Origin of the sequence: Planktothrix paucivesiculata PCC 9631, assembly GCF_900009265.2 — a bacterium.
GTDB lineage: Bacteria > Cyanobacteriota > Cyanobacteriia > Cyanobacteriales > Microcoleaceae > Planktothrix > Planktothrix paucivesiculata.
Map to the genome: position 1 here is coordinate 186,842 of NZ_LR735001.1, position 13,667 is coordinate 200,508.

10 protein-coding genes are annotated in these 13,667 nt (G+C 38.0%); 7 read left to right on the top strand and 3 right to left on the bottom strand.

The window, feature by feature from the left end:
• The first annotated feature begins 60 nt into the window (after nt 1–60).
• The 4 genes from PL9631_RS05145 (at nt 61) to PL9631_RS05160 (ending at nt 6,617) form a co-directional block, all read left to right on the top strand.
• Nucleotides 61–1,260 carry a sugar ABC transporter substrate-binding protein gene (locus tag PL9631_RS05145; RefSeq protein WP_156090460.1) on the top strand — a complete coding sequence of 400 codons (1,200 nt, stop codon included), beginning with the start codon at nt 61–63 and terminating at the stop codon, nt 1,258–1,260.
• Nucleotides 1,261–1,284: 24 nt separating this feature from the next.
• Nucleotides 1,285–2,619, top strand: coding sequence for a mechanosensitive ion channel family protein (locus PL9631_RS05150; RefSeq protein ID WP_083617708.1), 1,335 nt, complete (start codon nt 1,285–1,287; stop codon nt 2,617–2,619).
• A 56-nt stretch (nt 2,620–2,675) separates the two neighbouring features.
• A complete protein-coding gene (locus PL9631_RS05155) occupies nt 2,676–3,254 on the top strand; it encodes a UbiX family flavin prenyltransferase (RefSeq protein ID WP_083617710.1) in 579 nt (192 codons plus the stop codon).
• A gap of 117 nt (nt 3,255–3,371) precedes the next feature.
• Nucleotides 3,372–6,617, top strand: coding sequence for a SpoIIE family protein phosphatase (locus PL9631_RS05160; protein WP_231516646.1), 3,246 nt, complete (start codon nt 3,372–3,374; stop codon nt 6,615–6,617).
• 131 nt (nt 6,618–6,748) lie between these two features.
• Here the strand turns inward: PL9631_RS05160 and PL9631_RS05165 are convergent, their stop codons facing one another.
• Nucleotides 6,749–7,789 carry an aromatic ring-hydroxylating dioxygenase subunit alpha gene (locus PL9631_RS05165; RefSeq protein WP_083617713.1) on the bottom strand — a complete coding sequence of 347 codons (1,041 nt, stop codon included), beginning with the start codon at nt 7,787–7,789 and terminating at the stop codon, nt 6,749–6,751.
• Between the two features lie 100 nt (nt 7,790–7,889).
• Nucleotides 7,890–9,854, bottom strand: coding sequence for an FAD-dependent oxidoreductase (locus PL9631_RS05170; RefSeq protein WP_083617716.1), 1,965 nt, complete (start codon nt 9,852–9,854; stop codon nt 7,890–7,892).
• Between the two features lie 260 nt (nt 9,855–10,114).
• Between PL9631_RS05170 and PL9631_RS05175 the strand changes: the two genes are divergently transcribed.
• A complete protein-coding gene (locus tag PL9631_RS05175) occupies nt 10,115–10,576 on the top strand; it encodes a CYTH domain-containing protein (protein ID WP_083617718.1) in 462 nt (153 codons plus the stop codon).
• A 274-nt stretch (nt 10,577–10,850) separates the two neighbouring features.
• On the opposite strand, the gene PL9631_RS05180 is transcribed toward PL9631_RS05175, so the two are convergent.
• Nucleotides 10,851–11,630, bottom strand: coding sequence for an LmeA family phospholipid-binding protein (locus PL9631_RS05180; RefSeq protein ID WP_083617720.1), 780 nt, complete (start codon nt 11,628–11,630; stop codon nt 10,851–10,853).
• Between the two features lie 147 nt (nt 11,631–11,777).
• Between PL9631_RS05180 and PL9631_RS05185 the strand changes: the two genes are divergently transcribed.
• A complete protein-coding gene (locus PL9631_RS05185; protein ID WP_083617723.1) occupies nt 11,778–12,572 on the top strand; it encodes a pseudouridine synthase in 795 nt (264 codons plus the stop codon).
• Nucleotides 12,573–12,578: 6 nt separating this feature from the next.
• Nucleotides 12,579–13,490, top strand: a complete 912-nt coding sequence (locus tag PL9631_RS05190; protein WP_083617725.1) for a helix-turn-helix domain-containing protein — start codon at nt 12,579–12,581, stop codon at nt 13,488–13,490.
• Nucleotides 13,491–13,667 lie beyond the last annotated feature (177 nt).

Below are 13,667 nucleotides of genomic sequence, written 5' to 3' on the forward strand. Positions count from 1 at the left end.
GGTAAACTGCTGATTGCTATAGAATGTTTCAATATTTAATTTAGGGAGTAGGAAAATCAATTGCGTTACCGTTTTTTGCAGTTAATTATCTTAGTATTAATATTTTTGACCAGTTGCAGTCCCAAGGATGCAGACAAAATATCTGATCCTCAACCGCAATCTATTCAGGGGCAGATTTTGGTTTGGCATTCCTTTGAGGGTAAAATCAAGGAAATGATGCAAGAGTCCTTGAAGGATTATATGCGAATATATCCTAATGTTAGGATTGTGAGTGAATATATTCCCACTGATCAATTAGATCAGCAATTCCGCACACAAGTTAAGAGAGGTTTAGGGCCTGATTTTCTGTTTACTGCTTCTGGGGTGATTCCGAGTTTAGTTCAGGATAACTTGATTCCGGTGATTCAAGACTTTGACTTTTCGGGTTACCTTCCTACGGCGATTAGTCATGTTCGCTATCAGGGAAAAATATATGGTATACCCACCTCGGTGATGACTCAAACTCTTTGCTATAACAAGAAGAAAGTGAAGTTACCGCCTAAAACTTTAACGGAACTCTTGGAACAAGCCAAGACTGGTTACTCGGTGGGAATATGGTCTAATTTTGTGGGCACCTTTTGGGGAGTGCAGGTTTTTGGGGGAAAATCTTTTGATGCCCAAGGTAATTTTGTTTTTGATCAAAAAAGTTGGGCAAAATGGATGGAGTGGCTAAAAATTGCCCAAAACGAACCAAATATGGTTTTTAGCGATGGTATTGAGGACTTAGAACAGGGGTTTATTAATAACCGATTAGCCTATGTTTTTTGTGATTCTTCCCAGTTTCCAGAATACAGCCAAGTGTTAGGAAAAGATAATTTGGGTGTTGCCTTATTACCCGGGGAAGGGAACAACCCCGCCGGGCCTTTAATCTATTCCCGTGTGATTTTGTTTAATAGAACATCGAGTCCTCAACAACAGCAGTTGGCTCTAAAATTGGCTGAGTTTTTTACAAATCCAGAACAAACTCGTAAGCGGTTAAGTCTCCTAGAAGGCTCTTTTATTCCGGCTGATAACAATGTTCATGTTAATAGTCGTTTGTTTCCCCGAGAAGCAATATTAGTCCAGCAATCTAAAACTGCAATCGCCATTCCTTTAGACCAAGTTGAATCAGCGCGGTTTTGGGCGAAGACGGGCAATAGTTTATATCCTCAAGTATTGGGGGGAAGTATCACTCCTGAAGATGCTGCCGCTCAGATTACTGGAACTGTTAATCAGAAATAAAGTCAACCTTTAAAAAAAACCGATATGTCCAATTCACTCGATTTAACATTCATTGTTGATCAAATTACTAAACTCTTAATTTTTTTGAATCGATCTCCGGTACAAATTCAATTGTTGGTAATTTTGATCTCGATTTTAGTCAGTCATAGCCTATCCTATTGGGTCGGTAAAAAAATAAAAGCAAATTTCCCACAACTAGCAGTTAATCTAGCCCAAGAAACAACTTTAGCTCCCTATTGGTGTGGATTAATCTTAATTCCTGATTTAGTGGGTCGGGGATTTAGCTTAATTGCATTAAATTTATTTCACGATTTATTCATTCATCAAGGATGGATTGCCGGAATTCTGGCGATCGCCATTAATATTTTATGGGTTTATCTATTTTATCGGATTTTTGTAGTTAGCTTATGTCTATTTATCCCGATTGATCGGGTTAAAGAGTGTAATTTCTATTTTTTTAGACCGTTATTTATTTTATATGTTTTGAGAGAAATTTTAAGTTTATTTGTAGATTTTGATCAACTTCTGCAAGTGGTGGTGATTAATTTATTTGGCAGTTCAGTCACCGTAGCAGCAGTTTTAATTAGTACCGTGGGGTTGTATTTATGGATTGTTGCCGTCAATATTTTACAATATGTCCTCTGGCAGACTACTATTAATAGCACGAAACTGGATTCGGGTAGTACCCAAGCCTCTTTGATTTTAATTCGTTATTTTTTAATTACTTTTGGAATTGTGGTTGTTGTTGGATATCTAGGATTTAATTCTACAACATTTGCTGCAATTACGGGCGGGTTATCTGTCGGTATTGGCTTTGGGTTAAAGGAAGTATTTAGTAATTTTATTAGTGGGATATTTTTATTATTTGAAGGTTCGTTAAGACCTGGAGATATTATTGAAATTGGGGGAGAATCCAGTGAAGTTAAAAAGGTGAGTATGCGAGCGACAACGGTACAAGTGATGAGGGATAATTCCGAAAAAATTATTCCGAATCAAATCTTTTTTACCCAAGAACTTAAAACCATGACGGGGAGCGATCGCCGGGTGCGAAAGTCTTTGATTGTGGGAGTGAGTTATGATTGTGACCCAGAAAATATCATTGAGATTTTATTGGAAATTATCTATAAACATCCCGAAACTTTAAATGATCCGGCCCCTTTGGTTAGTTTTATTAATTTTGGAGAATCTAGTTTAGATTTTGAGATCACGGTCTGGTTAGAACATCCCATCGGAGGTAAACGAATTATGAGCGAGATTGCTTGTGAAATTTGGAAAGTTTTTGGGGAGAAAAATATTGAAATTCCCTATCCTCAACGGGATTTACATATTCGCAGTGATATTAGAAAGGAAGTTGATTGAAAAATGTTTATTTAGGGTTAAAATACAATAATTCAGATTAGGAAGCCGCCATTAATATGACCAGTTCTAAACGTCTCATTGTGGGCATTAGTGGGGCGAGTGGTATTATCTATGCGGTGCGTCTGTTGGAACTCCTGCGGGAAACCGATGTGGAAACCCATCTGGTGGTTTCCCGGGCGGGAGAAATCACCCGAGCCCATGAGTTAGAAATGGATACTAAACAACTCCACAACTTAGCTGACGTGAGCTATGCTATCGGTGATGTAGGGGCGGCGATATCCAGTGGTTCGTTTCGGACAATGGGGATGGTGATTCTTCCCTGTTCGATGAAAACCTTGGCTGAGGTGGCTACGGGAGTGACGAGCAGCCTCCTAACCCGGGCGGCGGATGTGGTTCTTAAAGAGCGCCGTCGGTTGGTGTTAATGGTGCGGGAAACCCCTCTCCATGCTATCCATCTTAAAAATATGTTAACGGTGACTGAATGTGGGGGAATTATTATGCCTCCGGTTCCGGCATTTTATACCATGCCAGAATCGATTGATGAAATGGTGACAAATACCGTTTGTCGGGTGCTTGACCTCTTTGATATTGATGGCGGTCAGATGAAACGCTGGGAGGGAATCAGTAATCAGTAATCAGTTATCAGTTATCAGTTTAAGAGTTGATTGATTACCCATTACCCACTCAAACACCATAATTTTTGATCTTCAATGTCAATTTATTTGCCTAAATTTCAGTTAATTTGGATTAAGATGGTTCGGAAAACTCAGCGTCCGATTCCCATCCGAACGGTTTTGATTATACCGTTTTTACTGCAAATTTTCGGAGCCGTTGGGATTGTGGGATGGCTGTCTTTTCAGGCAGGGCAGAAGGCAGTGAATGAGGTGGTGGGTCAGTTACAAAATGAAATTAGTGCGAGAGTTGAACAGAATTTAGAAGCCTATTTAGCCATTCCAGAAAAGATTAATAAAACCAACTTAAATTTACTTCAGTCAAGAATTTTGACGTTTGAAAACTTAACCCAGTGGGAAAAATATCTCTGGAGACAGGTACAAATTCATCCTGATATTAACTTTATTAAAATTACTAATGCTGCTGGACAAGAACGCACGGGGGAACAGTTAGGGGATGGGTCTTTAAGAATTAATGTGATTGATACTTTTACTAATTTTGATTTCTATTCCTATAAAACTGATTATAAAGGCGATCGCACCGAAGTTGCAACCATTGTTAAAGATTTTGATACCCGAAAGGGCGTCTGGTATAAAGATGCCGTAAAAGCGGGAGATGCGACTTGGAGTTCGGTGTATTTATCCCTATTAGAACCGACTTTATTAATGAGTGCTTTGCTTCCGGTTTATAATCCGCAAACCCAGGAAGTTCAAGGGGTTTTGAATACAGCATTACGGTTAGATGGAATTGGAAATTTTCTCAATAAATTAAAGGTAGGAAAATCAGGACAAACCTTTTTAATCGATAGTGATGGCACATTATTAGCCACTTCAACCTTAGAAAAACCCTTTTTAGTTGTTAATAATGATAGACAGTTATTTGCGGCGGTAAACAGCCAAAATCCCTTAACTCAAGCGACCGCCAACTATTTAAACCAGACCCATATTAATCTCAAGGAAATTAAACAAGGGAAAGAACTAGACTTTATTTGGAATAATAGTCGTTATTTTGTCAAGGTGTTACCGTTTCAGAAGGGAAAAACCGTTAATTGGCTAATTCTTGTCGTGGTTCCCGAAGCGGATTTTATGAAACAAATTAATGCCAATATTCGCACGACGATTGCCTTATGTAGTTTGGCATTAGTAGGAGCCACATTAATCGGATTATTGACTGCACAATGGATTGTTAAGCCGATTTTACAGTTAAATATTGCCGCCAAAAAAATTGCTCAAGGACAATGGGAACAAAATAATCTGAACCTTAAACGCAAGGATGAATTAGGTCAGTTAGCAAAATCTTTTAATAGTATGGCTAAACAGTTAAAAGAATCCTTTACTATTTTGGAAGCCAAAAACCAAGAACTCCAAAAGTTAGACCAATTAAAAGATGAATTTCTTGCCAATACTTCCCATGAATTAAGAACTCCCCTCAATGGAATTATTGGGATTGCTGAATCTTTAATTGATGGTGCAACAGGAGGTTTATCCCCCCAAACTAATAGCAATTTAGCCATGATTGTGGCTAGTGGTCGCCGTCTATCTAGTTTAGTTAGTGATATTTTAGACTTCTCTAAATTGCGCTATCAAAATATAGAATTGCAACGGCGACCAATTGATATTCGGGCGATTATTGATGCGGTTTTAATCTTAAGCCAATCCCTAATTACTCAGAAAAATTTACACCTGGTTAATCGGATTCCGGTTGATTTTCCCCTAGCAGAAGCAGATGAAAATCGGTTACAACAAATTTTCTATAATTTAGTTGGAAATGCGATCAAATTTACCCCAGAAGGAATTGTAGAAATTTCAGCAATAATTTTATCTGAAACTGAAAAACCTCAAATGGCAATTACCATTTCTGATACAGGAATTGGGATTGAGACTAATAAATTGGATCGAATTTTTGAATCTTTTGAACAGGGAGAAGGTTCAACCGCTAGAGAATATGGCGGTACTGGATTAGGATTAACCATTACAAAACAATTAGTTGAATTACATGGGGGGGAAATCACCGTGGAATCGGAGTTAGGTATCGGTTCTCGATTTACTTTTACCCTACCTATTGCTGAAAATGTGGTTAAAATTCCTACGGAAAACCAAATTAAAAATTATCTAAAACCCATACAAATTGATACATTCTTAGCTGTTAATCCTGTTTTTTCTCAGCCGTCAGTGGACTATTCTCCAGAAACGATTAAAATTTTAATTGTTGATGATGAAATCGTGAATCGTCAGGTTTTATTGAATAATCTTTCATTACATCATTATGTGGTTTTTCAAGCTAGTAATGGCGAAGAAGCATTAGAATTAATTGCTAAAGGACTCAGACCCGATGTAATGTTATTGGATGTCATGATGCCTAAAATTACCGGATATGAAGTTACTCAAAAACTTCGAGAACAGTTTAATCAAAGGGAATTACCAATTATTTTATTAACAGCAAAAACTCAAGTTCAAGATATTGTCACAGGGTTAAATATGGGTGCTAATGATTATATGATGAAACCCTTTGCTAAGGATGAACTTTTAGCCCGAATTAGAACCCATGTTAATATTAGTCGCCTACAAACGGAAAATTTACGGTTAGCAACAGAATTAGAAGTTACTCGTCGTTTACAACAAATGATTTTACCCAAACCAGAGGAATTGGCGGCGATTTCTGGGTTAGAAATTGTAGGATTTATGGAACCTGCGGAGGAAGTTGGTGGAGATTATTATGATGTTTTAGAAACCGATGGTGTGGTGACATTGGGAATTGGAGATGTGACCGGACATGGGTTAGAAAGTGGAATTTTAATGTTAATGACTCAAATGGGAATTCGTACCCTTACGGAAATTAGAGAAACTAACCCTATCCAATTTTTGACTATTCTTAACAACACTCTTTATAAAAATGTTGAACGGATGAATGTGGATAGAAATTTAACTTTAGCTATTTTAAATTATTATCAAGGTTTATTAACAGTTAGTGGACAGCATGAGGAAATTTTGATTGTTCGTTCTGATGGTAATATTGAACGGATTGATACAATAGATTTAGGGATTCCAATTGCTTTAGATGAAAATATTACGCAGTTTATTAATTCCGTAACCGTTGAGTTAAAAACTGGGGATGGTGTGGTTTTATATACCGATGGAATTACAGAAACCTTTAATCTGAATAAACAACAATATGGACTAGATAGACTCTGTAATGTGATTTCTAAAAATTGGCAACACCCACTAGAAGAAATTAAACAAACTGTGATTAATGATATTGTTACATTCCGAGGAAAAGAAAAACAGTTTGATGATATTACCCTATTAATTTTGAAGCAAAAAGCCTAAATTCACCGTTGTTGCGCTTCAGCGCTCCATCAAGGTACACTCATCCCAACAACAAATTTTTTTATTGATGCTAAAACAAAACCGTGCCCAGAGAACTCTTTTCCTACCTGTTCCCTGTTCCCTGTTCCCTGCTATTGATTGTTAATTAACCGTTGAACACTGGCGATAGTCGGATTGAATTCATATCCTTTTTGTTGGGGATTTTCTAAATAGCTTTGTTGTTCTTCTTCTATCATTAAAATATCCTGTTTTACCAACCCATCTAATAGGTTTTGGGCAGAACCAAAACATAAATTTTTGACAAATTTTCTAAACTTTATAGGCAATTTATGGAGTCGCCAAAAGGCATTTAACGAGGTAAAATGAATTAAATAAGCTCGCGTTTCTGTTAAACTAATCGGACAAAATAAACAATATATTTTAAAATATTCTCCCAAGGTAGAAACCCAATGGGGATAAATATAACTAACTGTTAAAGGTTCAGAATGAAGTTTTCTTAACCCCGGAAAAAATAACTGAGAAATTGACCAAATTTTATCAATTTTATAATAACTCTGAGCTTGATAATAAGCATCAATTCTGTTTGGGGTTTCTTCTATTTTTTCTAACTGAGCATCTGTCCAAGCTTGTAAATCTTGATGTAAATGTCCATGGTACATATCCATTAAATTCTCAATTAAAAAGGAAAAATGACCTTGATAATGAATTACTGAAACCGTAGCAATATAATTCAAATGTTCCCATTCGGGAATTGCTAAGGGTTGAATTAAATTAGGATTATTCCCTGGAAATAACCAGATAAAACCCTCTAATTCCTGCACCGGATAATCTCGGATTTTACAATTTTTAGGTAATTTTTGCTTATCCTCTAAATAGGGAACTATGACACATTCTCCTTGATTATTAAATTGCCAACCATGATAAGCACATTCTATATAATCTGAGATAATTTTACCATGACTTAATTTAACTTGTCGATGGGGACAGCGATTTTCTAAGGCTTGAATTTTGCCTAAACTATCCCGAAATAAAACAATATTTTGATGCCATAATTTTACTTCTACGGGTTGAGTTTTGACTTCATGACTCGCTGCTACAACATACCAATGATTCGGGTTTATTCCTGACTGTCGAATATCGTTAGTTGCATGGGATAATTTTTCTGAATTCATATTAACCTTGGAGATTTTAATAGATTCATATTAACCGGGCGATTGAAATCGCGGCTACACAAACAAATTCCGCCTGCGCGGAATTAAAGTAAAATCAATTTTATATCTTTAAAAATCCTTCTGGATTTACAGAAAAAATTGAGCGTTTTTGCAAACCCTCCTGATATAAAATTTCATTTGCTGCTAATAATCCACTACTTACAGCCCTTTCCATTAAACCACAGGGAAAGGGCATTTTTACCCAATCTCCGGCAAACATTAAATTAGTAACCCCAGAATTTGTAGCCGGACGATTTACATAACTTCCGGGGGGATAGCCCGCAAAATTTTTCTGATTGACTAATTCTCGATGTAATAGAGTAGCTGATTTTAATTCGGGAACAATTTCATAAAGTTCCTGTTCAAAAGTTTTTAACAAGGTTTCTTGATTGGGAAATTGAGCTTCTTTATAACAATAAGCATGAAGTTCTACCACAGTCCCCCCGGTTTCTTCATACCATTGAATATATTCTTCTTGAATCCGATGATAAAGAGTAATACTATCGGTTAAATCATAACCCGATAGGGAGGTGAAATGACTATGTTCCCAAGGAAAATCTCGGTCAAACCAAAACCGACAAACGGCAAAGGGGTCAGCAACTTGTAATTCTTCAATTTGTTGTTTCACCTGTTGATTAATTTCCCCGGTCATCAACGTAAATAATCGTTGTGTACCCGGAATATCCGTCGCCAATATATAATAGTCTGCTTGAATATTATGGGTCTGGTTTGTATTAGGATTAACACTGACTAACTGAACTTGATTATCCTCTCTTTCCATAACTTTATAGGGTGTTAAATCCCGTTGTGCTGGGCCAGAAATTACCTGACCATTTTGATTAAAAACTGCCCCGTGACAAGGACAATGAAAATATCCATCTTCTGCTATTTGTACGGTGCAACCTTGATGGGTACATTGTAAAGAAATAGCTTGATTATTCTCACCAGATACGGCATAAACATCATCTCCATCCCCAAAGTATTCTAAATGTTTGTTTTCGGGTAAAGGTGGGGTAATTGATGATAAAATTGGATTAGATTTAACCCAAAATGGAACTAAATTAATTTGATTTCCTTGAAAATAACTAATAGAATCAATTTTTCCTTGATTCCAGTTAATATTGCTTACCGTAATATCGGTTAAAACTTCCCCATCTTTTTGCTGAATCGCATTGACTAAAGGTTGGACTAAACTGCTTCCCATATCTTGCCGAGTTCCATTAAAAGCCAACCCTTCAGGATTACCAAAAAAATAGAAATGGAAAAACTGCATTAATTCCCCCACACTCAATTTATCCGGTGCATTTAAACTGGATTTAGCAAAGGGAAGAAAATATAAATCATACAACCCTTGGGGAAAATCTTGACTTACCCAGTCAGCAACGGAAATATCATCTAAGCGTTGAAAACTATTAGGAATTTTGAACCCACCAATTTCTCTAAATACTTTCCAATGATTAAAATGAGTCAGATTAATTCCCCATTTTAAACGATTAGCAGAAGAAAATCCCAAATCAACAACATTCCAAGGAAATGCAGAATGACTAGGGCGAAATACTTCCGGTTGATATTGGTTATTTCTAAAAACCACCGCGTAGGATTCTAAAGATTTAAAATTATCTTCGATTTGGATTTCCTTAACTAAGGATTTTAAGTTATAATATTGAGGAAAAAACCCATGAAACCCATGTTCCATTTTAAAGGTTTTATCCCCAATTTTAATATCCCAACTGGCAATTTTACCGCCTAATTGGGGAGATTTTTCTAATAAAGTAACTTTAAATCCCCGTTGAGTTAATTCATAAGCACAGGCTAATCCAGCTAATCCTGCACCGACAATTACAACGTGCTTAGGTTGGGTTAAAAATTGAGGTAGATTAATGATATTTGGCTGGAAAATAGTGGGTTCTGGTTTGTGGAATCGAGAATACCCTAAGACACCAGCAACCGCACTAATACCGAATAATTTTAGAATAAAACGACGAGAAACATGATCATTTTCAGAAGGATTAAATAGTTCAGTCATGGATAAAATAAACTTAAAATTTTAAAGCTAGATTATTTTCTAATCTAGCGAGTGATGACGCTCACAGTAAAATTATTATATCAATTTTGGAGATATTGGTAAATGAATTATTATTAACATAAACATGATGTTGTATGTTGTTGGGCTTTAGCCCTCAAGATTGCGCTGAAGCGCAACAACGGGATTTTTTTTTATTTGTTGATAAAAATATAAAATTTTATGGTATAATCATATACAGGTAATTTTTTAGACCACTACAAATGGCAACAGAAATCGAGCGAAAATTTTTAGTTACAGGGGATGAATGGCGATCGCTTGGGGTAGGAGAAACCTATCGTCAAGGCTATATTGCTAATATTAACGGTCGCACGGTGCGGGTGCGGGTCGTAGGAAGTCAAGGATATTTAACCATTAAAGGCTTAACAACGGGAAGCAGTCGGGCTGAATTTGAGTATAAAATCCCCGTTGAAGATGCTCAAGAATTATTAGAAACATTATGCGATCGCCCTTTAATTGAAAAAACCAGATATAAAATTAATATCGGCGATTTAATTTGGGAAGTTGACGAATTTGGGGGAGAAAATCAAGGATTAATCTTAGCAGAAGTCGAACTAGAAACAGAAGATCAAAGTATTGATATTCCCCATTGGATCGGAAAAGAAGTCACCTCCGACCCCCGCTATTATAATGTCAATTTAGTTAAAAACCCCCTCAAATCGTAGTAAGCCCTGAAGGGCTTTCTTCCCAACAATTTAAAGTTAAAAAAATCAAGAATTAAATTCAATAAATTCTTGATGAGGGTTTGATTAATCAGGACTTACGCAGTTACACTATATGTAGCGTACTAATGAGTTAGCGATGCCAACAGGCGGCGGTACTGCCATCGCGCTCATAACTCAAACTAGATCACTAACCCAAAAGAAATCTCGAAACGGATAATATTCCCCTGTTACTGAGCGAAGTCAAAGTATTCCCTATTCCCTGTTCCCCTTAAAATTAAGGATTGACTTTCAGCATTGCTTGAATTTCAAGTAATCCAGGGGATAAAACTAGGTCTTGGATTTTGATATCGGAACCCAAATCAATGATATAATGATCTAGGTGCAGTTCAGTGTTAATGTCATAAATTTGAACTTGAGGCTGAACTAATATGAGTTCACGGAAATTAGCAATTTTTAATCCGGTTTTTAATTGAAAAGATAATAGTTCACCTGAGTCGAAAAGCAGTTGGGCATTTAAAATTAGGTGATCGGTTGCCATCAGAATTTGGGCATCTTGAATCCGTTGAACTGATTTAACCCAAGAATCATTTCCCGACGGTTGGGGACTATGGAAAGATCCGGGCGAAGATTGGGTTAAAGAAACCAACAGGGACAAAACAAACTCATTTAATGCCTGGACTAACATCGGAGCCCGTAAAGATTGATTCAGATCGAATTGATTCAAGTGTAGATTTCCGGTGACAAAAAAAGGTTCTAACAGGTGTAGAGGTTGACCTTTTAAGACTTGACCCAGATTAAACCGAATATTTGACCCTTGTAATTGGACTTGAGTGAGATGTAACCCCCGATAGATGGCATTCTCCGCCGCCACGGACACCCCTGGAATATCCCCGGACAGCAGAGAACGATTACTACCTTCGATATTCAGATGCAGGTGATCAATTTTATCAACTTGCGATCGCAACCAAAGCCCAATTGCCTTTGATAATAGACTTCCAATTAGGGGTTTGCCCCCAGTATGAATCAATGCCATAGCCACTCCAAAATCACCCATTCCCACATTACTTCACACCGAACTCAGATTGATAGTAGGATTAATTGCGGATTGTTGTAATATTTGTACATAGTCTTGAGACTTATGGCAAAACCCTGCCATAGTTTCAACTGATCGACCAGTAGTCAATAACCTTTAACGACCAGCATGGATGAAAGGCTACAAAAAATTATGGCTCAATGGGGCATTGCCTCGCGCCGTCACGCGGAAGAAATGATTCAAGCGGGACGGGTGCGGGTTAATGGCAATTTAGCCGAATTGGGACAAAAAGCCGATCCGACTTGCGATCAAATTGAGGTCGATGGGAAAGCAATTAAACCTGACCACCGACCTGAGCCGATCTATTTATTACTCAATAAACCGATAGGAGTTGTATCAACTTGTTTAGACCCCAACGGACGAGCATCGGTTTTGGATCTACTTCCGCGTAAAATGCGAGTCGGCCAAGGCATTCATCCGGTGGGACGATTGGATGTGGATTCTACAGGAGCGTTATTGCTGACCAACGATGGAGAATTAACCTTTCGTTTAACTCATCCTCGTCATTTCATTCCTAAAACTTATCAAGTCTGGGTTGCTGGAAATCCACCGAATTCAATATTACAGGCTTGGCGTCAGGGTGTCCTATTGGCAGGAAGAAAAACACTACCTGCTCAAGTTCGGTGTATTCAAAAAAATTCAAGCGACCAAACCTGGTTGGAAGTGATTTTATATGAGGGGAGAAATAGGCAAATTCGCCGAGTTGCCGAACAGTTGGGTTATCCAGTCCTCCGATTACACCGAACAGCCATTGGCTCAATTCAACTTCAACCCCCTGGACAATCCCCATTGCCAGAAGGTCAGTATCGTTCCCTGAGTGCCTGGGAAATTGAGTTTTTACGAAATCCCATTTCATCCCCATTGGTTAGTGTGCCCGTTCACCCTGTAGATATCAAGGAGTAATTGATTATGAAAACTGATTTATTTGTCTTACCGTTTAAAATGGCTAAAAATCCTAGCCCCACCATTAATTCCTATGATCCTGAACTGATTCAGCGATTAGCAGAAATCGGAGAACAACTCAGAGAAACTCGTCTAGGTCATTCCCTATCTTTGGATATGGTGGCCGCTTATACTAGAATCCGTTCCCATTTATTACAAGCGCTCGAAGAAGCTAGGATAGAACAACTCCCCGAACCCGTTTATACTCAAGGGTTAATCCGTACCTATGCAGATGCTTTAGGTTTAAATGGCATAGAACTAGGTAACTTTTTCCTCCCCGAACCTCAACAAGTGGGGATGAAATCAAAACTGAATTTCTTAGCCCTTCCGCAATTAAGACCCACCCATCTTTACTTAACCTATATCCTATTAATTATTTGTGCCATTAATGGGGTTTCTTATCTGAATAAAACCGCTAATTTTGCAGGTGTATCCGGTGCTGAACCCGTGGCTACACCCAACCCACCGGAAGTTAATCCTCAACTGCGTCCGGCGGTGGTTCAGACAAAAACCCAGCCCGCTAGTCAGTTAGTTGCTTCTACCCCATCTGCGACGACTCCCGAGGCAAAGCAAGCCGTTGAGAAAGCATCTCAAACCAAGCCCTCCGCCCAGTCAGGGACAGATAAAACCGTAGAGGTGGGCATTGTGGTGAAAGAGACGTCCTGGGTTGAGATTGAAGTCGATGGTATAACCGAATTTGAAGGGACATTAGAAGGAGGAACAAAACGCAGTTGGAAAGCGAAAGATAACGTGGTTGTCTTTACTGGAAATGCTGGAGGAGTTCTAGTCACCGTTAATAACGGAGAAGCCAAAAGTCTTGGCAAACCCGGTGAACTGCAAGAAGTAGTCTTCAAAGCCGAAGATTTATCTAATTTATAGCAGGGAGCAGGGGGAGCAGGGGAGGCAGGGGGGGCAGGGGGAGCGTATTCGCTCGCTGAATATCACCCAAAACCCATTACCCATTCGTAATTCGTAATTCGTAATTCGTAATTCGTAATTCGTAATTCGTAATTCGTAATTACCCATTACCCATTACCCATTACCCATTACCCATTC

What these genes read in the sequence shown, in the direction of transcription:
- PL9631_RS05160 (WP_231516646.1), top strand. Translation starts at nt 3,372, where the DNA reads ATGGTTCGGAAAACTCAGCGTCCGATTCCCATCCGAACGGTTTTGATT.
- PL9631_RS05190 (WP_083617725.1), top strand. Translation starts at nt 12,579, where the DNA reads ATGAAAACTGATTTATTTGTCTTACCGTTTAAAATGGCTAAAAATCCT.
- PL9631_RS05175 (WP_083617718.1), top strand. Translation starts at nt 10,115, where the DNA reads ATGGCAACAGAAATCGAGCGAAAATTTTTAGTTACAGGGGATGAATGG.
- PL9631_RS05165 (WP_083617713.1), bottom strand. Translation starts at nt 7,789, where the DNA reads ATGAATTCAGAAAAATTATCCCATGCAACTAACGATATTCGACAGTCA.
- PL9631_RS05180 (WP_083617720.1), bottom strand. Translation starts at nt 11,630, where the DNA reads ATGGGTGATTTTGGAGTGGCTATGGCATTGATTCATACTGGGGGCAAA.
- PL9631_RS05170 (WP_083617716.1), bottom strand. Translation starts at nt 9,854, where the DNA reads ATGACTGAACTATTTAATCCTTCTGAAAATGATCATGTTTCTCGTCGT.
- PL9631_RS05155 (WP_083617710.1), top strand. Translation starts at nt 2,676, where the DNA reads ATGACCAGTTCTAAACGTCTCATTGTGGGCATTAGTGGGGCGAGTGGT.
- PL9631_RS05150 (WP_083617708.1), top strand. Translation starts at nt 1,285, where the DNA reads ATGTCCAATTCACTCGATTTAACATTCATTGTTGATCAAATTACTAAA.
- PL9631_RS05185 (WP_083617723.1), top strand. Translation starts at nt 11,778, where the DNA reads ATGGATGAAAGGCTACAAAAAATTATGGCTCAATGGGGCATTGCCTCG.